The following is a 22,482-nucleotide window of genomic DNA, read 5'->3' on the forward strand; positions in this document are numbered from 1 at the left end:
TGAAAAACCTGGTATTCGTCACGAATTATGACCAGGTCCAAGCAATCGGAATGCCGTGATAAGCCATACGCGACTCCTTTCTTGCCGGAGGCAACGCCACGCCAGCCTCGCAACCTGATTGGCCGTAGATTTTGCACATCAGTCTCAGCCCGTAAGCAAGGGCTATGAACCGGCACAAACCATGCGGTGGCATCGGGCCAGGAGCTGGGCGGCACATCGCAATTCTTTCTGATCGAGGCTTGTGCGCATTCGGAATCTGACCACGACAATTCCAGGTCGCATCACCCTGCCTTATTCGACGGTTACCGATTTCGCGAGATTTCGGGGTTGGTCGACGTCCGTGCCCATCAGGATGGCCGTGTGGTAGGCCAGAAGCTGCACCGGAATCGCATAGACAATCGACGTAAATGTCGTACCCATCTCCGGCAGCACAATCGTCGCGAGTGAATCCATGGATACCTCTGCGGCTCCCCGAGCGTCCGTTATCAAGATAATCTTGCCGCCGCGTGCGGCGACCTCCTGCATGTTCGAGATGGTCTTTTCGAACACCCGGTCGCAGGGAGCAATGACGATTACGGGAACGCTCTCGTCGATCAAGGCTATCGGGCCGTGCTTGAGCTCTCCGGCCGCATAGCCCTCGGCGTGAATATAGGAGATCTCCTTCAGCTTCAGTGCCCCCTCCAGGGCCAGTGGAAACGACGTGCCGCGACCAAGATATAGCACGTCACGCGATTTGGCGATGTCGCGTGCGAGCTTCTCGATCTGCGGCTCGCTGGCGAGCGCCGCTGTAACTAGCCGCGGAATTTCGATCAGCGCTCGCACGAGATCGACCTCGTCGCTCTCCGGCAATTCACCGCGCGCCTTGCCAGCAGCGACGGCAAGCGCCGCCAGGACGACCAGCTGGCATGTGAACGCCTTGGTCGAGGCAACGCCGATTTCAGGTCCGGCGAGTGTCTGCAACACTGTCCCGCTTTCGCGCGCAATGGTCGAACTCAGTACGTTCACGATCGAGAGGGTATGCAGGCCTTGCGATTTGGCATAGCGGAGCGCGGCCAGCGTATCGGCCGTCTCGCCGGACTGCGAGATGAAGATAGCAAGATCTCCCTTGCGCATCGGCGCCTCACGATACCGAAATTCGGAGGCGACATCGAGCTCGACCGGAATACGAGCCAGCCGCTCGAACCAGTATTTGCCGATATGGCCGGCGTAGCCTGCCGTACCGCAAGCCGTGATCGAGATATGTCCGATCTCGTTGAAGTCGAACGGAAGCTCCTGCGGCAGTGCCACGCTCTCGGTAGCGATATCGACGTAATGCGCCAGCGTCTGCCCGATCACCTCTGGCTGTTCGTGGATTTCCTTCGCCATGAAGTGGCGGTAGTTTGCTTTCTCGACGAGAAACGACGACGCGCCAGATCTCATCACCTCCCGGCGGACAACTGTGCCTTGTGCGTCGTAGACCACGCTGAAGTTGCGGTTGAGCACAGCCCAATCGCCGTCCTCAAGGTAGGTGATCAAGCCGGTAAGGGGCGCGAGCGCGATAGCATCCGATCCGAGATACATTTCGCCTTCGCCATGCCCGATCGCGAGTGGTGAGCCCTTGCGCGCACCGATCATGAGGTCGTGTTGACCCTTGAACAGGATTGCAAGCGCAAACGCGCCGACTAGCCGCGGTAGCGACGCTTTTACTGCCTCCTGCGGCGAGCAGCCATCTTTCAGATAAAAGTCGATGAGATGCGTCACCACCTCGGTGTCTGTTTCAGAGGCGAAGCAGGCGCCATGCTGTTTTAGCTCCGCTCGCAGCTCGCGGAAATTCTCGATTATGCCGTTATGGACGACTGCAACATTGTCCGTTGCATGCGGATGAGCATTGTGCTCCGTCGGCTTGCCATGAGTAGCCCAGCGCGTGTGCCCAATCCCGACATGGCCGGAGAGCGGATGGCAGCGAACGCGTGTCTCAAGGTTCCTCAGCTTGCCCTCGGCGCGTCGAAGCTCGATATGGTTTCCTTTGAGCGTTCCGATGCCCGCGGAGTCATAGCCGCGATATTCCAGTCGCTTCAGTGAATCGATGAGACGATCCGCGACCGGACCGCGCCCCAAGATGCCGACAATTCCGCACATTTAATCAGTTTACCTCAAGTTCAAAACGGAGCGTCCCGCAAGGCGCGCCTGACCAATTCGCTCGCTATAGTTATCGGCCAATCTGGCCGTTCCTGCCCTCCATCGGGCACGCGGCACCCGGAGGTGCGCGAGCTCCAAGCAACACGTGGAGCCCAGTCGAATTCGCCGGAAGATCCTAAAGCAACTTTCTGGCAATCGGACAATGAGCGCCGTCAGCAGTTACCAGCTGCATGAGTCTCTCGTTTTGTCCGATGTACCCGATACCGCCAAGAAGGCCTGGTAGGTCTGCCGCATTCCATCTACAAGCCATGTCCTCGCGCGCCAGCCGAGGCGTGCGAGATGGCTGACGTCGAGCAGCTTGCGCGGCGTGCCGTCGGGGCGCGAGGTGTCGAAATTGATCTCGCCGCGGTAGCCGACGACCTCAGCCACGATCCGCGCGAACTCGGCGATTGTGATGTCCTCGCCAGTGCCGATATTGACAAGATCCGCGCTCGAATAGCTCTTCATCAGGTGCACGCAGGCATCCGCCATGTCGTCGACATACAGGAACTCGCGCCGTGGCGTGCCGGTGCCCCACACGGCGACACTCTTTGCGCCCGCGACCTTCGCCTCGTGGAAGCGGCGGATCAGCGCGGCAACGACATGGCTCAATTCGGGATGATAATTGTCGCCGGGGCCATAGAGATTGGTCGGCATCACGCTGATGAAGTCGCTGCCATACTGGCTGCGATAGGCTTCCGCCATCTTGATGCCGGCGATCTTGGCGATCGCATAGGGCTCGTTGGTCGGCTCGAGCGAGCCTGATAGCACCGAATCCTCGCGCAGCGGCTGTGGGGCCAGCTTCGGATAGATGCAGGACGAGCCCAAAAACATCAGCTTTTCAGCGCCGTTTTGATGCGCGGCCTGGATCACATTCGCGGCGATCGCGATGTTGTCGTAGATGAACTCGGCGCGCAGCGTGTCGTTGGCGACGATGCCGCCGACTTTTGCGGCGGCGAGGAAGATCACTTGCGGCCGCATTTTCGCGAACCAGTCGAACACGGCGGCCTGGTTGCAGAGATCGACCTCGCGCCGGTCCACGGTGACGAGCTGCACGTCCTCCCGCGCGAGCCGGCGCGCAATCGCGCTGCCGACCATGCCGCGATGACCTGCGACGTAGACGCTTTTGCCTGTCAGCTCAAACGGTGCGTTTGCCATGGGCCGCCTCCCGTTTTGCGTCCGCCAGATCGCTTGCCATCATCTCCTCGACGAGCTGGGCAAAGGTTCGCTTCGGCTTCCAGCCGAGCAGCTGTTGCGCCTTGCTGGCGTCGCCGACGAGGAGATCGACTTCAGTCGGACGGAAATAGGTCGGGTCGATCTTCACCACCGTCTTGCCGCTCTTGGCATCGATGCCGGTCTCGGCGACACCCGCGCCGCCCCATTCGATGCGGCGGCCGACTTGCGCAAAGGACAGCTCGACCATCTCGCGCACCGAGCGCATCTCGCCGGTCGCCAGCACGAAGTCGTCGGGCTTGTCGGCCTGGAGGATCATGTGCATGCCCTCGACATAGTCCTTGGCATGGCCCCAGTCGCGCTTGGCCGAGAGATTGCCGAGATAGAGCGTCTGTTCGAGCCCGACCTCGATACGCGCGACGCCGCGCGTGATCTTGCGGGTGACGAAGGTCTCGCCGCGGATCGGGCTCTCATGGTTGAACAGGATGCCGTTGCTGGCGAACATGCCGTAGGCTTCGCGGTAGTTCACCGTGATCCAGTAGCCGTAGAGCTTGGCGACGCCGTAAGGCGAGCGCGGATAGAACGGCGTCGTCTCCTTCTGGGGGATCTCCTGCACGAGGCCGTAGAGCTCGGAGGTCGAGGCCTGGTAGAACCGGGTTTCCTTCTCCATGCCGAGGATGCGGATCGCCTCGAGCAGCCGCAGTACGCCAATCCCATCGGCATTGGCGGTGTATTCGGGGCTCTCGAAACTGACGGCGACGTGGCTTTGGGCGGCGAGATTATAGATCTCGGTCGGCCGGATCTGCTGCACCAGGCGGATCAGGTTGGTTGAGTCCGTCATGTCGCCGTAGTGCATCAGGAACGGCACGTCCCCGAGATGCGGGTCCTGGTAGAGATGGTCGACCCGCGCAGTGTTGAACGAGGACGAGCGCCGCTTGATGCCGTGCACGACATAGCCGAGCGACAGCAGATGTTCGGCGAGATAGGCGCCGTCCTGTCCAGTCACGCCGGTGATTAGAGCGACCCGCCGTTTGCTCTCTTGGTTTGACAAATCGTTGCTCTGCGCAGGCTAATGTCGGTCCCCGATCGACGACGTCAATCGCGTTTGGCCTCTTCGAATGCGGAAGCGTCACGCTCTCGAACTGCCGAGTTCTGGACTCTGTATAGGCATTGCATCAATCGCTCAACTGTACGGAGGTAACCTTCCACATCGAAAGGGTTTTGAAGGACTATACGAAAGTTTGTAGTCCGGAAGATTTCGTTCCGCCTTCGTCAGGCGTTTCTCTATTGCGTGGGTGCGACTAATGAAATTGCGGCGCGGATGGGAGGTAAGCAGACCCGTTTGGCCGAGAAGCGTTCCACAGTCCCTGCGTGGTCAACTCGCGCGTTGAGCCAGCGAGTTTCCCTCATTTCGTGTCCTTGCCTAAGAGTTTTCCAGTCTGCTGTTCATCCAGTGCAACCGCGAGCAAGCCGGGCAAACAAAACATTGAAATTCGTTCTCTGTCGCGCAGTACTTATCATCATCGATCCATTTCTGGACAATCAAGTTGGTGATCTGGCAAGCAAAAGTGAAGGCGCGCATATTGACTCTGTGCTGTTTGAGTTCACAGAAAAACGCTGCATGAATGAGGCCAGTGCTAATGGGACCTCAGGGGTTTATCGCGACGATCAGTGTGCCCTGCGCCTCCGAATGACGAATTCAGTAGCGAAAAGCATCTGGCGGTTCATTGCTCGCGAGTGGCCACGGAATCAACAACAATGGTGCGTTTAGCGCGCGGACGATATGGCTCAGAAGGTCAGTGCTCGGTTCGGCGACCATTCGGCCGGGGGTGTTTTCCGCGCTCGCAAGCATGTCTTTGGGCCGGCCGTAGTATGACTAGGCAAAGCCCGCATGTGCGTGAATAAGCCGCCTTGAGCAGGTGCCGCTGCCATTGAAACTGGCGGTTTGCTGGTCCCGAGCGCCCCTTCTCTCATCGATGCCCGCGGCAAAGTCCCGGTTCTTGAGCAAGCATTCTGCGGACAGCAGCCTGAGCTGACGGATCAACTGCGTTCTACCTCAATTATCGCATTTGATTTGCAGCCCCTCGGCAGAAGGAAGTCGGAGGAGCTGCTCGTGGAGAGGTCGACCCGGGCCTTTAAACCACGTGCCCCCCGCTCGCATGCGCCGAAAGCAGCGTAAGCTTTAGAGGCGCGCCCTCGAAATGGATCGCCGGCTTATCGGGTTCGAACGCGGTGTTGCCCTCAATCAAGGTGCCGAGATCAGTCTTCAGTCCCTCGCGGGTATAAATTTCCACATCATTTCTGATCCAAGGCCTCACATGAGCTTCTCAATACTCGTTCATCAGGTCTTGATGGGCCTCATTGCCTGGATCGGCGTTCGGCCCTGGGGCAATCGTGAGGCCTGCACGTCGCGCAGATCCAGCTCGCGGATCTATCGGCAGCTCTCTTGCTCCCGCGATGACCGCTGTCCATGCCCAGCAATTGCGCGCGCTCGTCTCGGATTACTGTTGGTCATCTAGTCTGCTTTCCTTCAACGACGCTGCGTCCGTCCGACCATGGCATGACGTGCATTCGGGAATGGTGATAAGCGCACCATGATGAGAGCTTTTGGCGAGGTCCCATCACAACGGGTTCGCCGCACATATATGCGGTTCCAGGATCGCCATTCTTCAAGCCAACAATGGCCCGGCATTGGCCCTCACAGTGATCGACGAGCAAGACCCTGTTGGATCCATCGGGTCCTCTCACATGACCGCTCCGGGATAACGCATCAATCTCGCGGCGGCTGGTTGGGCACTCAGTGCCCGCAAACGTATTTCGAAGCCGCCAAGGCTGGATTGGTCCTTCTTACATGTGGGCGATCTTGTCTTCATACGGGCCGGCGATCTGCGTGGACAGGACAGAAACAGCGTTCTTCGGACTGAGCGCGATCCTCAGCCGCTTTGGCAGAAGACCTCTCATCGCAAGCGACCGGCCTGCTCCGCTTTAGCACAGGAATTCTGAAGCGACCGAACATTGGTGCTCCCTAGGGGGGCACTTTACAATCTGACGCTACGTACGATTCAATCCCCCTGCGGGCTTATCGCGTGAATATGTCGAACTCGTATTCGTTTGCCAGGTGCCAGCCGCAAGGCGAGGAGGGCGGGAGGCGCTTCACCAAGGCAGTTGGCTTTCGGTATTCGTCGTCTGCGGAACGCGCAGCTCGGGTCCGCTCGAGTGTGCGCGCATAGCTACGCCCAGCTGTGAGGCTGCTCGTCGCTGGCCAAGTGACCACGCGAATCAGTCAAGCTTACTTGAATGTGTGGATAGGAGCTGCCTCGGCGCCGGAATCAATCGTCCATGGCTGAATGCTAACTCGAGTCTGTGCGAATTGGCTTTGTCTATCCAGCCGAGCTCTCCCGCTGTCACCATCATAATGGGGCTGCTTTCCGGGAGTTGTCGGTGCCGCGGCGGCTGAGCAGAATAGGAAACGAGATCAATCGAGAGCGCGTTAATCTGGTCAATGAGCCAAACTCCCGTCAGGGCACCCAACAGTGACTTCGCCGTTCTAGGTAACTTTGAACTATCGACCTCGAAAGGCGCCGTCAGGTGCAGGCCACGCCGGGTCAACGATCATCGCGGGTTCGATACTTGTGGGGAGATCTGCCGGGCGTCGTCCGTTGGAAGGCCGCGCCTAAGCGGTACTCAGCGCCCTGGTCCCGTTGAGAGCATCGCGACTTCGGTCCAGATTGGCGCGTTTGCTACAATCGTTGTTGGTATCAAAGAGTTGCTATGGCGACTTCAACTCCAGGTCGGCCGGGGGAGAGACGGCGGTTTTGCAGGCAATCAAATGGCTGTTGGAACGAGCGGCGCAGTTGGCCATGCGCTCTGATGGGCGGGCGGGGCCTTGTAGCGGCGCCGATCGGCGTCCTCCATTCATCTTGAGGCGCGAGCGATTGTTAGGCCGGCATTCTCCAGCACATCCAAAATCCTGTCAGCCACCGCCCGCGGATCGCACTGGTCCTCTTTGCTCACGTTACAGGCCAAGGTAGCTGCGATGATCGCGTGCGCTGTTTTGCGCTGGAGGCAATCGTACTCGGCATACTCACCGCAAGTATTGCAGTTGATCACTGGTCGGCCGCTCCAGGGATCGTGCATTGCGATCTCGCACCAGTTATCTGCGTGACATTTCGGACAGAGCATAGATCGAGATTTCCTTGTGGTCTGAGCTCGCGCGCTCCATGGCCATCAGTTGAACGACTGCTTGGTCGCCAAAGCTGCAGAAGTCATTGCTACTCCGGAGGCCGTGTTGCCCGTCTTTGGATACGAAAAACATGATGGACGCGGCGGCGGAGGCAATCCAGGCGCCCGAAGGGGGGCTCCGGCATGAGCGACCAGTCGACGCATCTCTGACGAGAATGCTGGCAACCGTGTATGCCTACAGCTACCTGTTTCGGCGTGAGCAAGCTATTGCAGGTTCGCCGCGGCCGCATCACGGCTACGTAAGATGAGTATGGCCTCCAACTTCCATTCCACTCTGAGTTGCGAGGCCCCGATCTCCGGACGGCGACCTCTGCGTGAGCAATCTGTCAAATCGGGCAATCGCCACGAGGCGATGCTGCTCCGATCTTAGCATCCGGTCCTCCTGCAGCTTCATCGCGACACGTTGCAATGATTCGCCGAGGCGGCCTCACTGCGGCGTCCGGGACAACGCGGGCGTTCTGCAATCTGGGAGCCAAATGACAGTCCACCACGATCCGGCGGCCCGATTGCACGTATGACTGCGCCGCGAGGACGGCGTCATGCGCACCTCGGCCCGGCCGGAAGCCGTAGCTGTGCGACTCGAAATTGTGTCGCCCGGAAGCTGTTGTACGGCCAAGCACACTCGCCAGCTGTAAGAAGACCCTACAATCTGACGCTACGTACGATTCAAGCCCTAATGTCGAGAGTCGCGCATTTCGCGCCCCTCGCCGCGCTTGCTGCGAGCGGCTTGTCGCATCTCAGACATTAAAAGAGCGGTCGGCAGATAACGGCAAATGAGGTGCTTTTGCGAAAGCCAACCTACGGGATCTTACGTAGGGCATGTGTCGCATTTTCTTGATCTAAAAATTGCATCGTCTTCCGCATGAAGCAAAAAAACCTGTTCTCAGACGCCAAACATTGGCGAAGCCGTGCTGAAGCGACCCGAAGAAAAGCGGAGTCGCTCGAGGACGACACATCCAGATGCAGGCTCATCAAGGTCGCTGAGGAATATGATAAGCTGGCTCGCCTCGCGGAGGGGCGGCAAAGAAATGAGGTTGACGGGCAGTTCTGATCGCCACCGGGCGGACGGTTGCACCGATCGTCAACGCGTTGTGACCACGGCGCGGGTGTCTCTCCGTTGGAGCTCACAGCCCGCTAGGGCTGAACTGCGAAACTGCGTCATGCGATAAGGCCAATGAGCGAGGCTGCTGAACGAGTGCGGTCCGCGCGTGCGAGCCTCTGACCATGAATCCATTCTGAGTCACGGTGGCCGGCCACATAGATGACGCATTGACGGTGTCTCAGGCGGCAAGCCGGCTAACCGCTAGACATGAGAAGGAATGAGATGAAGCCCACCGTCAGATCGTCGAATTAGAAGCCTCTCGCTCGATGAATTGCCGAGGCATTGGCGTCGCTTTGCATCATGTGCTGAAGCCAGCGACGTATGTTTGGGTGGCAAAGTAGCGGGTTCGCCGGATCATGCCACGCGAATTGGCTTCCGCCGCCATTAAGCGTTTCAGTCGAATTCTGGCATCTTGCACCAAGCACGGCTATCCCAACGCCATACGTTGCGGACTTGTTCAGGCGACGAGGCGAGCAGAAGCTCCTGCTGGCACGGCTTGCCAAGACAAGCCATCATAGATGTCTGCGCAGATTGTCTGCATGAGGCCGAGTTCGCAACGAAGGCGCGAATGACAAGAGAATTGAAGAGACGATCAGATGTCGAAAGACAAACCCAAGAGAACTCCCCGGTCAACGATGCGGATAGAACTGATGTTCTTCTCCAAGTAGGTTCGGTGCAGATGATCAGCGGTAGCTGGGGCTGCCCATGCCGGGGTGCCAGCCCTTCGATGTACGAGTCGGACAACACGAGTGGTGCCGGATGCAACTCTATCGGCCAAAAGAAGGAGGACGCATGAGGAAGGACAGTGTAGAAAGACTCGAAGCGGGGCGCGTCCGCGAGGGCCGATTCGCCACTGCACCGGGGTCTGGTCCTTCCGGTCTCTTCTTCGTGCAGGGGCCTTGTGGCTGCCAACTCAAGATCGTCGGCTTCGTCCGTCCGGGATGGGAACATGTCTCTGTGTCGACGCCACGGCGATCTCCAAACTGGGAGGAGATGTGCTTCGCCAAAGATATGTTTTGGGATGAAGAGGAATGCGTGATGCAGCTGCATCCTCCTCACTCGCAGTATGTGAATAATAGTCGCTACTGCCTGCATCTCTGGAGGCCGACCCGTCAGGTCATTCCGATGCCTCCGGCAGCCTTCGTGGGCATCGTCGGGCTCGGGCCGTCTGAAGCGGCAATTCTGTTTGCGCAGATGAGTGCGACGTCTTAGCGGATCTCGCCGCGTCGATGCCAAGTCGGGCGGCGACGACGTGATCGAGAGTCCAGCGGAGTTGCTCACCACAGCCAGTGGCGACGAGCGCAGCGGCGGGCAAGCCTAGGTGGCCCGCCAAGGCGCGCGGGCCGCTAGTCTGCGCCCCAGAGTCCAACCCGCTGCGCTTCTGGAGGCGGCGGGAGGCAACGCTCGCAGATCGGCTCGTCCGTTGTGCGGAATGTGACGCGCATAACCACACCATCGAGGAATCGGCCAGGTGAGCAGATTCGTCGATCCTACACGGCGCGCGGCCAAATACATTTGTATCAGGAGAGGCTCCCACGGGGCGCAACTACCGTACGCATCGGCTAGTTACCTGACTGAGGCGCGTCGAGGAGCGTTGTTGCGCTTGCCTCGGCCCTGCGAGGAAATCCTGCATGAGGGGCCGGCGATTAGCCTGATATGAGCGCCATGCCCACGCAACTCGGCGATATTTCTCTTCAATACCGGGCAAGAGTGTTGCTTTGAGGAGCTACGCGACGACGGTGTCGTCTGTATGATCGAGCGAAAATCTTGGGGGTGCTGTGGAAGTCGAAGGCAATAGCGGCCGCAACGGCGCGCCGGTCCGCCGCGACTGGGAACGTGCCGAGGCGGAAGGGGTTTACGCGCAGCCATTTGCCGAGCTCCTGTTTCAGGCCCAGACAGTTCATCGCGGCAATTTTGACCCAAACCACGTCGAAACCGCAAGCCTGCTCAGCATCAAGACCGGCGGCTGTCCTGAAGATTGCGCCTACTGCGCACAGAGCGTGCATTACGACACTGGCCTGAAGCCGACCCGCTTGATGGATCGCGCTGATGTGGTCGCCGCCGCGCAGCGCGCCAAGGCGGCCGGGGCGAGTCGCTTCTGCATGGCCGCGGCGTGGCGCAGTCCAAAGGACCGCGACCTCGATCAGGTCTGCGACATGATTGCTGCCGTTAAACGTGTTGGCATGGAGACGTGCGTAACGCTCGGCATGCTCACGCCAAAGCAAGCCGCACGGCTCGCCGACGCCGGCCTCGACTTCTACAATCATAACGTGGACACTTCGCCGGAGTTCTACCGCAGCATCATCACTACCCGGACCTTGCAAGATCGGATCGACACTCTTACGCGCGTGCGCGAGGTGGGGGTCAAAGTCTGCTGCGGCGGCATTCTTGGCATGGGTGAGCACGTCGACGACCGTCTCGGCATGCTGGTACTGCTCGCCAATCTTCCCAACCATCCGGAAAGTGTACCGATCAACGTGTGGAACGAGGTGAATGGCGTGCCGGTGAAGGTCACGGCGGAGCGTCCCGATCCGATTGCACTGGTGCGCCTGGTGGCGACTGCGCGGATCATGATGCCCAAGAGCGTCGTACGGTTAGCCGCCGGGCGCCAGTACATGACTGATGAACTCCAAGCCCTATGCTTCTTGGCGGGTGCGAATTCCATCTTTGTCGGCGATATGTTGCTGACTACTAAAAACCCGCAACTTGACCGTGATGCAAGTTTGTTAGCCCGGCTCGGCATTACGTCTGGACTCGCTTAAGCCATCAGAACAACGGCGTGCTGCGCGCAAGCCATCAGCATAGGTAAGAAATGCAGATTGTCCTAATGAAGGGAAAAATTCATTGCGCCTCGGTAACTGAATCCGACCTGCACTTTGAAGGCTCGATCTCGATTGATCGCGCACTGCTGGACGCGGCCGGTATCCTGATTAACGAACGCGTCGAACTCTACAACCTCGAGACGGGGGCACGCTTTGCAACGTTTGTGACAGAAGCGCCACAAGGGTCCGGCACGGTAGACGTGAATGGTGCGGCCGCGCGACTGGCGATGCCCGGAGATAAGATAAGTATCGTTGCATACGCCTCACTTGACGAGGCGGATGCAAGAATCTTCAGGCCGCGCATTGTGCTGGTTGATCGACAAAATCGCATCGTTCCGGTTTGAATCCAACAAGCTAACCGCCGTAAGACTCTGTCGTTGGCGGCCAGTTGGGAGTTTTCCGGCGTCCATCCTTGCTCAGCGAGTGAAGAATGAATTCCATCGTTGCGGGTAAAGTCGCCAGCTATGCGGCAGACTTAGATGCGCTTAAAGACGACGACCGCCTGCGGAGTCTCAGACCGCGCACCGGGATTGACTTTTCATCAAACGATTATCTGGCCCTGGCGAGCGCGCCGCGCATGAAAAAAGCCATCGTCACCGCGCTCGAAGCCGGTACTCCGATCGGAGCCGGCGGATCACGGCTTCTGCGCGGCAACTGCGAGGAGCACGAACGCCTCGAAGCAGCAGCGGCGCGGTTCTTCGGCGCGCAGACCGCGCTCTTCTTCGGCGGTGGTTATGTCGCAAATTTTGCGGTGCTGACAACGTTGCCGCGACAGGACGACCTGCTCGTCCTTGATTCCCTGGTTCATGCCAGCATTCACGAAGGAGCACGAGCTGGCCGAGCCGCGTTTCGAATCAGCGCCCATAACGACCCGCAGGTTATCGAAAGCGCAATTTGCGACTGGCGTGCCGCGGGCGGAGCGGGGCGGGTCTGGATCGTAGTCGAGAGCCTCTACAGCATGGATGGCGATTTCGCACCGCTTGAAGACCTGCTCGCGATCGCGGACCGGCACGATGCGTTCTTGGTTGTGGACGAAGCTCATGCCACCGGCGTTTACGGCGAGCAGGGGCGAGGGCTCACAGCGGCCTATGAAGGACGCGAAAATCTCCTGGTTATTCATACCTGCGGCAAGGCGCTGGGAGCTGCCGGCGCGCTTGTCACCGCCTCTGGCGTGCTGCGCGACTTCATAATCAATCGCTGTCGCCCGTTTATCTTCGCGACCGCCCCTTCGCCGTTAATGGCGGTAGCCGTACGGGAGGCTCTGTTGATCCTGCAGGAGGAGCCGGAGCGCCAACAGCGGCTGGCGAAGCTTGTCGCGTTCACGCATCGGGAGATGGTTGCGCGAGGCGAGAGAAGTCCTTCGAACTCGCAGATCCTGCCCTATATCGTTGGCGAGAATGCCCGCGCCATGAGGCTAGCGTCCGCGCTACAGGCTCGCGGATTTGACATCCGAGGAATCAGACCGCCAACGGTGCCGGCCGGCACGGCCCGTTTACGAATTTCACTGACGCTCAACGTCGGAGAGGATGAGGTGCGTGCGATGCTCGATGCCCTCGCTGAGGAGACGAGGGGCGGATCTCGATGAGTCGGCGGATCGTGGTGACCGGCACAGATACAGGGATCGGCAAAACTGTCTTTTCGGCAGGCCTTGCCCATCTTCTCGGCGCGAATTACTGGAAACCAATTCAGGCCGGTGTTGAAGGAGAGACCGATAGCCAGCAGGTCGCACGACTGAGCGGTCTTCCGGCCGATCGGATCATTCCGGAGCGTTACCGCCTTAAAACGCCGGCTTCTCCGCATCATGCCGCCGAAATAGACGGAATTCGCATCGACCCCGATTCGCTCGTCCTGCCGCATACCGGGGAGCGACCGCTCGTCATCGAAGGCGCTGGCGGGCTGATGGTGCCGCTGAACTCTAGCGCACTCTACATCGATATCTTCCAGCGGTGGCGACTTCCCGTCGTGCTTTGCGCGGGCACGCTACTCGGGACCATCAATCACTCCCTGCTCTCGATAGAGGCCCTGCGAAGGCGCCAGATCGACATTCTTGGGATCGCATTCATCGGGGAAAGAAATTCTGAAACTGAGAGCGCAATTTGTGACATCGCGCGGGTGCGTTGGTTAGGACGGCTGCCCTGGATTTCTCCTTTGACGGCAGACAGCCTACGGGATGTCTTCAAAGGCTCGTTTGTTCCCGGCGATTTCAAGCCATGAAGCCAAACAAGAGGTGGCCAATTTGGCATCCATTCACGCAGCATGCTCTTCACAACGAGATGACAAAGGTTGTGCGTGGCGACGGTGCTTATCTCTACACTGCGGATGATCATCGAATCATAGATGCAATCTCATCCTGGTGGGTCGTCACTCACGGCCATTGCCATCCGCAGATCGTGAGCGCGATTCAGGAACAGGCCGGCAAGCTGAACCAAATCATTTTCGCCGGCTACACGCATGATCCGGCCGAGGAGGTCGCTCGGCTCCTTTTGAAACTCACACCCCGAGGCTTGGACCACGTGTTCTACTCGGACAGTGGCTCAGCCAGCGTGGAAGTCGCCTTGAAGATGGCGCTCGGTTATTGGCACAATATAGGCGAACAGCGAACACGCATCGTTGTCATGCAGCACTCCTATCACGGGGACACGTTCGGTGCGATGTCAGTTGGTGCCCGCGGTGTCTTCAACGTGGCGTACGGGCCTCTCCTGTTCGACGTGACCTCAATCCCGTTCCCTGCGAGCGGTCGTGAGCGGGCGACGCTTGATGCGCTTGAGTCAGCATGTCGGAACGAAAATCCCGCAGCCTTTATTGTCGAGCCTCTGGTGTTAGGGGCAGGCGGAATGCTGATGTACCCAGCTTGGGTGCTAAGAGAGATGAAGCGGATCTGCGAGGCGTCGGACGTCCTGTTCATTGCCGATGAGGTCATGACGGGCTGGGGCCGCACCGGAACAATCTTCGCCTGTGAGCAGGCCAATGTTGTGCCAGATATAGCGTGCTATTCGAAGGGTCTCACGGGAGGGGCGCTGCCGCTCGCGGTGACACTCTGCCGGGCGGAGATTTTCGATGCCCATTATTCAAAAGACCGTACGCGCACATTCTTTCACTCGAGTTCGTATACGGCAAATCCGGTGGCCTGTGCCGCCGCCAAGGCTAACCTGGATCTGTGGAAAGACCAGGAATGTCACCGGCGCATCGCTGCGGTCGCAACCATGCAGGAGCACGCAATTGAAGCATTCCGCGCCGATCCGCGCTTTGCAAACGTTCGCCGTAGCGGCACCATCACAGCACTCGATCTGAAGACGAGAGATACCGGCTATCTCGCAGGCGTCGGCCCGAGGCTTCACGCCTTCTTTAAAGACCGTAATCTCTTGCTGCGTCCACTCGGTAATACGATTTATGTGATGCCGCCATATTGTGTAACAGCAGGTGACCTGGACGAAATATATGCAGGCATCTGTGACGCTGCCGATGCGCTGGCCTGAAGACGCGCGCGGCAGCGCAAGATCAAGGATCCTGAGCTGTCGTCGGCTTCCCGAACGACTTGAGAGAGCCTTGCCATAGACCTACGAAATGGACGATTGTGACCTCGCATCTGCAATGTGGGTGCTGCCGGCCGGGCGAGATCGCGGGCTTCGCCAGGCCGGTCCACAGTGTCATCGCGCGTTCGGTTTCAGTCCGATCGCGTTATCGCGATTGGTTGCGTGTTCATCTGTGTGTACGCATACGACGAGGACCGCCTGATTGACGCATGCGCGCGGGCACGGCGAGCTCTATGATGGCGTTGCGTGAAGGTCAGGCGGCCTGCTGAGCGGCGGGCTTGTCGGCTTGGCGCAGGAGCTTCCATTCCCAGGGCAGCAGTTCGTGCAGACGCGACGCGGGAAGATCGGCGATACGGGCGAGGACGTCGGCGAGCCAGGCCTTGGGATCGACGTCGTTGAGGCGACAGGTCGTGATCATCGTCAGCATGATGGCGGCACGGTCGGCGCCACGCTGGCTGCCGGCGAAGGTCCAGTTGCGCCTTCCCAATGCGATGCCCCTCAATGCGCGCTCAGCGCAATTGTTGGTCAAGCAGATCCTGCCATCGTCGAGGAAGCGGGCGAAGTCGTCCCAGCGCCTGAGCATGTAGTTCATAGGCTTCAGGACCTCGGAGGAGCGCGAGAGGGTTTCGCGCTCACGCAGCAACCAGGCGTGCATGTCCTCGAGAAGCGGCTTGCTCTTTTCCTGGCGCACGGCGCGCCGCTCGTCGGCGCCGCGGCCGTTGATGGCGCGCTCGATCTCGAACAACGCATCGAGGCGTCTGACCGCCTCCAGCGCGATCGGAGAGACCGGTTTGCCCTTCTTACCTTCCCGAGCATTTTTCTCGATGTCAGCCAGCTCGAAGAAGCCCCGCCGCGCATGGGCCAGGCAAAACGCCGGTGTGATCGGCATCGCTTTCTTTTGCGGGTCGAACAGCGGCTCGAAGCCGTTGTAGCAATCGGCTTGCAGGATACCGGCGAAGGCGGCCAGATGCTTCTGGGGGTGCTCGCCTCGTCGGTCGCTCGAGGCGTAATAGACCGCCGCCGGCGGCGCAGGCCCGGCAAAGGGCCGGTCATCCCGCACATAAGTCCAGATCCGCCCGGTCGTGCACTTGCCCTTCGCCAGGATACGGATGGTGGTGTCGTCGCCATGCAGGCGCTCGGCAGCGAGTACATGGCGTTCGATCAAGTGGAAGAGCGGCATGACGGCAAAGGTCCCGTGGCCGACCTGGTGGGCCAGTGTCGACAACGGCAGGTCGATCCCCTCGGCCTTCAAGCGCGCGCTCTGGCGGTTGAGCGGGATATGCATGCCGAACTTGTCGAACAGGATCGTCGCCAGCAATTGTGGGCCGATGAAGCCGCGCGGCGTGGCATGGAACGGCGCGGGCGGCTGGCTGATCTTCTCGCAATCGCGGCAGGTGAACTTCTCGCGTACCGTCTCGATCAGCTTGAAGCGGCGCGGGATCTCCTCCAGCGTCTTGGTCACATCCTCACCGATCTTCGCCAGCCGCGATCCACCGCAGCAGGCGCAGGTCGTTGGAGCCTCAATGACGACGCGCTCGCGTTCGATGTCGTCCGGCCATGGCTTGCGCACCGGCCGCTTGCGCGTGAAGGCGCGTACGCTCTGCGCCTTTGCCGCCGCGGCCTGCGCGGCGAGCTCATCCTCGCTCGCCGTGGTGACGAGTTCTTCAAGTTCCAATTCCAACTGCTGGATCAGCCGCGCCGTGCGCTCGGAACGCGGCCCGTACAGTTCGCGTTTGAGCTTCTCGATCCGCAGCTCGAGATGCGCGATCAGCGCCTCATTGTCCGACAGCTTCGCCCGCGCGTTCGCCGCTTCGGCTTGCCAATTGATGGCTTCGGCCTGTATCCGGCTGACCTTCGCCGCGGCCGCATCGCGTTCGACCTCGACCCTCAGCCGCGCGTCGCGTTCAGCCCGCAGCGCCTCACGTTCGATCAACAGCGCCGCCTGGGCGCTGGCGAGATCCGAAGGAAGGTCATCCGGCTTCAAACTCATGAAGCCAGTGAATCAGATTTCCCGGTAGGTTCAATCGCAGAATGCTATCCAACTCGCGTTGGACGCACAGTTTCTTGAGGATTCCGCCAGTCGATCCCAGATAGCAGGTAAGAAAGCTGCGCCGGAGAGATCGTCACGGCTTCACCGGCAGCCGAAGGCCAGATGAATCTTCCTCTTTCGAGTCTTTTTGTAAACAGGCACGCTCCCTGAGAATCGTGCCAGATGATTTTTATCAGATCTGAACGGCGCCCCCTGAAGCAAAACAAATGACCCCCCAGTGGGTCATGCTTCAAGACCTCCTGCACCTGCAAAGCCAGGCTCGGAAAGCCGCGCCGCATATCGGTATGGCCCGTCGCCAGCCATACCCGCACGCCAGAGGGGATCGGAATCATCGCAGCGCCTTCAACACCGCCGACACCAGCAAGGGCGGCGCCGACCCGCAAATCCTGATCCGTCCGCTCCCCGTCAATTCCACCACGATCACTTCACCGGACGGTGCCGCTTCCTTGATCGGCTCCGCTTCCATCGCCGCTTCCACAAAGCCCTGGTCAGCAAGGTCCTGGCGAAGCCGACGCCGCCAGGTGTAAATCAGCCCCGTTGAAATATCGTGATCCCGCGCAACCTGCGCCACACACGATCCCGGCGCAAAGGCCTCCGCAACGATCCGGCACCGCTCATCCTCGCTCCAACGCCGCCGGCGTTCCGGACCCGTCAGCACCGAAATCTGACCCATCAATCGCTCTTAAGCTCGCTCTTAAACACGTGCTTATGAGTGCTCAATCCGCCTCTCAGAACAAGGCGGCCTTCATCGTGGGCGTACATCTGTGTGGATGCCTGCGCGAAGTTGTTACAAAATCATGAAGTTATGCGTCCATTGGTGACGGCCTGTTGCGGAAGTTCCGCCGTTATTTCGATTAGATGAGATTGCCTGGACGGCAGGTCTTATCAAGCCTCTACGGACGCGGAGATGCTGGACACGTCATCCGCATTCCGGAGTTTGCGGCAGCCGTGCGAGCGCTGGTGCATCTTTCCTATTTCCCTCGCCTGGGTCGCGGTCGTTTGCGGAGCCTGCAGTCCGCAGAAGCCGCGGCTTTAAGCGCCATAAGCCCATCCTTGTCAGCAGCGAGAGGTAATGGACAGACATGGGTCGTGTCCCCGGTGGTGGTGTAGCTCGGTAGAGCAAAGCCGCCCGGACGCGCGCCCCCAATAGTGCCGTAGCGGGCGGGCGGCTTTGCGGTGGTCACCGGCGGTTCTCCGGTAGGATCGGGTTGCGACACGCCAACGCAACCGAGGAACCACCGATGACCGACGACATGATGAACCTGCGCACGCTCGTGGAGAAGACCCCTGATGCCGATCTGTTGCGCGAGATGATCGGCTTTGCCGCCCAGCGCCTGATGGAGTTAGAAATCGAAGGCCAGACCGGGCGGCCTACGGCGAGAAGAACCCCGAGCGACTGGCCCAGCGCAACGGCTACCGGGAGCGGATCTGGGAGACCCGCGCCGGCGCGGTCGAACTGCGCATTCCCAAGCTGCGCAAAGGCTCTTATTGCCCAGGCTTCCTGGAGCCGCGCCGCATGGCCGAGAAGGCGCTCACCGCCGTGGTGCAGGAGGCCTATGTGCAAGGCGTTTCGACCCGCTCGGTGGACGATCTGGTGCAGGCGATGGGCATGACCGGCATCTCCAGGAGCCAAGTCAGCCGGCTGTGCGGCGAGATCGACGACAAGGTGAAGGCCTTCCTCGCCCGTCCGATCGAGGGCGACTGGCCATATCTGTGGATCGACGCCACCTACGTGAAGGTGCGCCAGAACGGCCGTATCATATCTGTCGCGGTGATCGTCGCGGTCGGCGTCAACAGTGACGGCCGGCGCGAAGTGCTTGGGATGGACATCGGGCCCTCCGAGGCCGAGACGTTCTGGACCGCGTTCCTGCGCAAGCTCGCCCGCCGTGGCCTGCGCGGCGTCAAGCTGGTCGTCTCCGACGTCCATGAGGGCATCAAGGCCACCGTGGCCAAGGTGCTCAACGCCAGCTGGCAGCGCTGCCGCGTCCACTTCATGCGCAACGCACGGCGCATGCCGGTAAGAGCGGACGGCGCGTCGTCTCCGCCTTCATCGCCACCGCGTTTGCCCAGGATGATGCCGAGGCCGCGCGAACGCAGTGGCGCAAGGTCTCCGATCAGCTCCGTCCCAAGCTGCCCAAGCTTGCCGGCTTCCTCGACGAGGCCGAGACCGATGTCCTCGCCTACATGACCTTCCCGCCACAGCATCGGACCAAACTGCACTCCACCAATCCGATCGAGCGCCTCAACGGCGAGATCAAGCGGCGGACCGAGGTGGTCGGCATCTTCCCCAACGAAGATGCCATCGTCCGCCTCATCGGTGCGATCCTGCTCGAGCAAAACGATGAGTGGGCCGTCCAGCGTGCCCGCTACATGACGCTGGAAACCATCGCACCATTGAGCGATGATCCCACCGTCAGCCTTCCGGCAATCGCCAGCTGATCAACCCGGCCCCTGCCGGCGAACGCGGTGACCCGCCGCCAGCTACACCACGCCACGGGACACGATCGGACATGCCGCCTTAAGGGGCCGACAGCGGCTTTGACACGTAGATCGCAGCCTCATAAGCACATCCACTATCGCCGCTCGCGTGCCTCGTCTCCAGGCCGCCGTTTTTGACGCTCAGAATGTTCGGATGGTCAGTCCCTGGAACACCGCGCAGAGGACATCTTGAAAGATCTTATTTGCTGACCGCCCAATCATTGGCGTGCTTCCGACTTCTCAGTGACGCGCCTTTTCGGCCTCCCCATTGACAGATACCTTTCGCTCTTCAAGGGGAAGGCCATTTCCAGAGACATGCGGGGCCGGATCAGATCGACATGAGCCACATTTCGCAGCTGTTGGTTGAACGCGTCAACGAGTCCAGTTCTGCAACGATGCAAGGAGGAAAGGCGCGCCATCGTGATGACCAGGCTATGATGCGGTGACGCACGTATCGCCGATCCTGTCGTCGACGTCATTCTTGTCGGCGATAGCGTCGGCAACGTATGCCGTGGGTTTCATGACCACTTTACCGGTCAGCATGGCGATGATGAATCACCACCTGGAGGTGGTCGCGCGAACAAGGCCTCGTGCCCTGCTTGTAGCTGACATGCCGTTTCTCAGCTTTCATCTCAGTCCCCACGACACGATACCCAACGCTGGAGGCGTCCTGCAGCGTGGCGCAGACGCCGTCAAGCTTGAGCGAGGGGGTAAGCGTGTCGAGATGATCCGAGCCTTGGTGAATTGCGAAATTCCCGTGATGGGTCATCTTTGTCTCACGCCACAAAGAGTCAACGCGATGGGTGGCTTCAAGGTACAAGGTCGGAACGCGGACGATGCCCTACGTCTGCTTGACGATGCGCACCAGCTACAGCAGGCCGGATGCTTTGCTCTTGTCCTCGAAGGCATCCCGGCCGAGCTCGCTGCGCGAGCGACTGAATCTCTGAGCACAACAGGCTCGCGATGAGCAATCGCCTCGCCACTTCATCGAACAAGAACCGCTTGTTCGTTGCCGAGGGCCTTTTACTTCGGGCAGCTGCGGGCCGAGACGGAGTGTCGAACGACTGAGCCGTCTCGGGTTCAGTACGGCACGCGAAGAAACATCTCGCCGAGTGTGATTGGATTAGGTTCGATCGCCAGATCCGGGTCGAAACCCGGCGGCTAGACGACTGGTGCAGCGAAGCTAATCTCACGACAGTCGATCTTATTTGGACGGACGCAATGGGCTGAGTTCGCCGGTGGCATACAAACCCTGAGCAATACACGCTTCGATGGGGTTGCTCTTATGCCGATCACCGGCTCGACCGGCGGACGCCGTCGCCGCCGGATCTGGGTTCGAACGCTATTCCCGCGGCGTCACAAGTCGATGCTATCGCCATACCCTGCCGTACTCAAACAATCAAATGCATACAGCTAGTTCATTGCAGGTTTGGCTTGCGGAAGACCTGGGCGTGGCGGCATTCCAAGGACGAGCTGCGACAGATATGGAACGCCGCGGACAATCGAGCGCACCGTTAGCGCGATCGCAATAATCGCGGCCCCGAGCATACCCGCGATGATCAACCGGGTCGTGAGATCCCAAAGTTCTCCGAACTGTACGAAATCCATGAGACGGAACACGGTACCCTGGACCAGGTAGAGCAGCAGCGTGGTCTGGCCCAACTCCACAGCGATAAAGCGGGCCATTCGATTTGAATGGCCAACGCTCCAGCATTGCAGCAGGAGTTCGATAGCGATTGCTGAGGCAGCTGCAGAGCCAACAAACATCAGAAGCACGTTTTTAGCCGACCCAAAATCGTGAATTACCCCAAGATTATTGTAGACATAGGTATCCTTGCCCCAAGCTAGAAAGCATACGCAAGTCACTATCGAGAGAAATAAAATCAGGAGCGGCTTGTGATGTCGCGATGTGCGCGTCCATCGTTCTCCCGATTGAGCAAGCAAGAAGCCGAAGCAGAAGAACGGGTAAGTGAATCGGATCAGGGGTGATATGGAGAATGTCAGAGGCGCGAGTGCGACCATTATGGCTAAGCCAGATATGACCCACGATTGGTGGTTTAGCCTGGTAGAAATCTTGAGGAGAAGGTAGGAAACAAACGTGGCCCAGATGAACCAGTATGTGCCAGCGAAATCGTCTACAAATTCCAAAAGTCCGCTCGTTAGGCTGGGCGCGCGCCACAATGCCGCCAGCTTAGCTGTCTCCATGAACGTCCACCAAAACAGCATCGGCAGCAAGAGCTGCTTCGCACGGTCGCTGGCGGCTCGAGTGAACGACTTTTGCAGCAGCGATCGAGAAGAAAGATATCCGCTTATCGCCATAAAGAGTGGCATGTGAAACATATAGATCGATTTGTAGTACGGCGAATACCAAAACCCGTCGTCTCGGTAGACGACATACTGAATCAGGTGCCCAACGATCACCAAAACAATGAGCGCACCTTTCGCGAAATCTAAGCTTAGATCTCGATCGTTTGTCTCTGTCGTGCGCGAGCTCGGGGCGATCGTTCCAGTCACGCGTAGCAATATATCAAACATCTAGATATCTGTTGTTGATGAGCCGATGGCCGTTGTCCGCTTCTTCTGCCTCATTTTTGATCCAAACGAAAGGTGATGGCGGAAGTTTTTGGAAGGGGAATAAGTTCAGCTTGTTAGGCCTTGAAGATGGAGCTGGCCGAGCGTCTCTGAATGCCTCGCGGAACTTTGCGGCAGAGCAGATATCCAATTTGAGATATTGGTGTAGCAGTACGGGGCACGGCATACTACTTGCAGACGCGGTTCTAGGTGGAAGACTGTCGCGCTCAGTCTCCCACTCAGCCCGACGCATCTCAGACCCGGCAGATGCGTCGGGCTTCTTCGGTTGGCCCAGCATAGTTGACATTTGGTCCGTCACCTTCGCTTGCCGTCGAGGCGCTCACGCCAAATAGG

Annotated in this window: 13 protein-coding genes and 3 pseudogenes; 8 read left to right on the forward strand and 8 right to left on the reverse strand. The window is 59.5% G+C overall.

Annotated features, from left to right (window positions below):
• Positions 1 to 291: 291 nt before the first annotated feature.
• The 4 genes and pseudogenes from glmS to IVB26_RS43470 all read right to left on the reverse strand — a co-directional run.
• A complete protein-coding gene (glmS, locus tag IVB26_RS07965; RefSeq protein ID WP_247971188.1) occupies positions 292 to 2,118 on the reverse strand; it encodes a glutamine--fructose-6-phosphate transaminase (isomerizing) in 1,827 nt (608 codons plus the stop codon).
• Between the two features lie 219 nt (positions 2,119 to 2,337).
• Positions 2,338 to 3,315 (reverse strand): GDP-L-fucose synthase, encoded by a 978-nt coding sequence (gene fcl / locus IVB26_RS07970; protein ID WP_276578715.1) that lies wholly within the window; start codon positions 3,313 to 3,315, stop codon positions 2,338 to 2,340.
• Positions 3,296 to 4,381, reverse strand: a complete 1,086-nt coding sequence (gene gmd / locus IVB26_RS07975) for a GDP-mannose 4,6-dehydratase (protein ID WP_247971189.1) — start codon at positions 4,379 to 4,381, stop codon at positions 3,296 to 3,298. Before gmd ends, fcl begins: the two co-directional genes overlap by 20 nt.
• 3,664 nt (positions 4,382 to 8,045) lie before the next feature.
• A pseudogene (locus IVB26_RS43470) lies at positions 8,046 to 8,156 on the reverse strand (reverse transcriptase domain-containing protein); the annotation flags it as partial.
• A 1,310-nt stretch (positions 8,157 to 9,466) separates the two neighbouring features.
• Here IVB26_RS43470 and IVB26_RS07980 point away from each other — a divergent pair.
• From IVB26_RS07980 to IVB26_RS08005, 6 genes are all read left to right on the forward strand, one after another.
• Positions 9,467 to 9,886 (forward strand): DUF7694 domain-containing protein, encoded by a 420-nt coding sequence (locus tag IVB26_RS07980; RefSeq protein WP_247971190.1) that lies wholly within the window; start codon positions 9,467 to 9,469, stop codon positions 9,884 to 9,886.
• A 566-nt stretch (positions 9,887 to 10,452) separates the two neighbouring features.
• Positions 10,453 to 11,436, forward strand: coding sequence for a biotin synthase BioB (bioB, locus tag IVB26_RS07985; RefSeq protein WP_247971191.1), 984 nt, complete (start codon positions 10,453 to 10,455; stop codon positions 11,434 to 11,436).
• A 50-nt stretch (positions 11,437 to 11,486) separates the two neighbouring features.
• Positions 11,487 to 11,840: an aspartate 1-decarboxylase gene (panD, locus tag IVB26_RS07990; RefSeq protein ID WP_247385745.1), complete on the forward strand. Its 354-nt coding sequence runs from the start codon at positions 11,487 to 11,489 to the stop codon at positions 11,838 to 11,840.
• 86 nt (positions 11,841 to 11,926) lie between these two features.
• Positions 11,927 to 13,081, forward strand: coding sequence for an 8-amino-7-oxononanoate synthase (locus IVB26_RS07995; RefSeq protein ID WP_247971192.1), 1,155 nt, complete (start codon positions 11,927 to 11,929; stop codon positions 13,079 to 13,081).
• The gene (gene bioD / locus IVB26_RS08000; RefSeq protein ID WP_247971193.1) at positions 13,078 to 13,710 is read left to right on the forward strand and encodes a dethiobiotin synthase; all 633 of its coding nucleotides are present in this window, start codon (positions 13,078 to 13,080) and stop codon (positions 13,708 to 13,710) included. Before IVB26_RS07995 ends, bioD begins: the two co-directional genes overlap by 4 nt.
• Positions 13,707 to 14,972 carry an adenosylmethionine--8-amino-7-oxononanoate transaminase gene (locus IVB26_RS08005; RefSeq protein WP_247971194.1) on the forward strand — a complete coding sequence of 422 codons (1,266 nt, stop codon included), beginning with the start codon at positions 13,707 to 13,709 and terminating at the stop codon, positions 14,970 to 14,972. Before bioD ends, IVB26_RS08005 begins: the two co-directional genes overlap by 4 nt.
• Before the next feature lie 310 nt (positions 14,973 to 15,282).
• On the opposite strand, the gene tnpC is transcribed toward IVB26_RS08005, so the two are convergent.
• From tnpC to tnpA, 3 genes are read right to left on the reverse strand one after another with little or no spacing between them, the layout of a single operon-like run.
• Positions 15,283 to 17,019, reverse strand: a complete 1,737-nt coding sequence (tnpC, locus tag IVB26_RS08010; protein ID WP_247971195.1) for an IS66 family transposase — start codon at positions 17,017 to 17,019, stop codon at positions 15,283 to 15,285.
• Between the two features lie 44 nt (positions 17,020 to 17,063).
• Positions 17,064 to 17,411, reverse strand: coding sequence for an IS66 family insertion sequence element accessory protein TnpB (tnpB, locus tag IVB26_RS08015; RefSeq protein WP_247971196.1), 348 nt, complete (start codon positions 17,409 to 17,411; stop codon positions 17,064 to 17,066).
• Entirely contained in the window at positions 17,408 to 17,752 is a 345-nt protein-coding gene (gene tnpA, locus IVB26_RS08020; RefSeq protein WP_188106852.1) for an IS66-like element accessory protein TnpA, read from the reverse strand. The genes tnpB and tnpA overlap by 4 nt, the downstream gene beginning before the upstream one ends.
• Before the next feature lie 568 nt (positions 17,753 to 18,320).
• On the opposite strand from tnpA, the pseudogene IVB26_RS08025 reads away from it, so the two are divergent.
• Positions 18,321 to 19,518: pseudogene (locus IVB26_RS08025) on the forward strand (IS256 family transposase).
• A 377-nt stretch (positions 19,519 to 19,895) separates the two neighbouring features.
• Positions 19,896 to 20,506 (forward strand): annotated as a pseudogene (locus IVB26_RS08030) (3-methyl-2-oxobutanoate hydroxymethyltransferase); the annotation flags it as partial.
• A gap of 464 nt (positions 20,507 to 20,970) precedes the next feature.
• On the opposite strand, the gene nolL reads toward IVB26_RS08030, so the two are convergent.
• On the reverse strand, positions 20,971 to 22,092 hold the full coding sequence (gene nolL / locus IVB26_RS08035) for a nodulation factor fucose acetyltransferase NolL (RefSeq protein WP_247971197.1): 1,122 nt from the start codon (positions 22,090 to 22,092) through the stop codon (positions 20,971 to 20,973).
• Positions 22,093 to 22,482 lie beyond the last annotated feature (390 nt).

The sequence above is a fragment of the Bradyrhizobium sp. 195 genome (assembly GCF_023101665.1).
Lineage (GTDB): Bacteria > Pseudomonadota > Alphaproteobacteria > Rhizobiales > Xanthobacteraceae > Bradyrhizobium.

What these genes read in the sequence shown, in the direction of transcription:
- glmS (WP_247971188.1), bottom strand. Translation starts at nt 2,118, where the DNA reads ATGTGCGGAATTGTCGGCATCTTGGGGCGCGGTCCGGTCGCGGATCGT.
- fcl (WP_276578715.1), bottom strand. Translation starts at nt 3,315, where the DNA reads ATGGCAAACGCACCGTTTGAGCTGACAGGCAAAAGCGTCTACGTCGCA.
- IVB26_RS07980 (WP_247971190.1), top strand. Translation starts at nt 9,467, where the DNA reads ATGAGGAAGGACAGTGTAGAAAGACTCGAAGCGGGGCGCGTCCGCGAG.
- panD (WP_247385745.1), top strand. Translation starts at nt 11,487, where the DNA reads ATGCAGATTGTCCTAATGAAGGGAAAAATTCATTGCGCCTCGGTAACT.
- IVB26_RS07995 (WP_247971192.1), top strand. Translation starts at nt 11,927, where the DNA reads ATGAATTCCATCGTTGCGGGTAAAGTCGCCAGCTATGCGGCAGACTTA.
- bioD (WP_247971193.1), top strand. Translation starts at nt 13,078, where the DNA reads ATGAGTCGGCGGATCGTGGTGACCGGCACAGATACAGGGATCGGCAAA.
- IVB26_RS08005 (WP_247971194.1), top strand. Translation starts at nt 13,707, where the DNA reads ATGAAGCCAAACAAGAGGTGGCCAATTTGGCATCCATTCACGCAGCAT.
- tnpC (WP_247971195.1), bottom strand. Translation starts at nt 17,019, where the DNA reads ATGAGTTTGAAGCCGGATGACCTTCCTTCGGATCTCGCCAGCGCCCAG.
- tnpB (WP_247971196.1), bottom strand. Translation starts at nt 17,411, where the DNA reads ATGATTCCGATCCCCTCTGGCGTGCGGGTATGGCTGGCGACGGGCCAT.
- tnpA (WP_188106852.1), bottom strand. Translation starts at nt 17,752, where the DNA reads ATGGGTCAGATTTCGGTGCTGACGGGTCCGGAACGCCGGCGGCGTTGG.
- nolL (WP_247971197.1), bottom strand. Translation starts at nt 22,092, where the DNA reads ATGTTTGATATATTGCTACGCGTGACTGGAACGATCGCCCCGAGCTCG.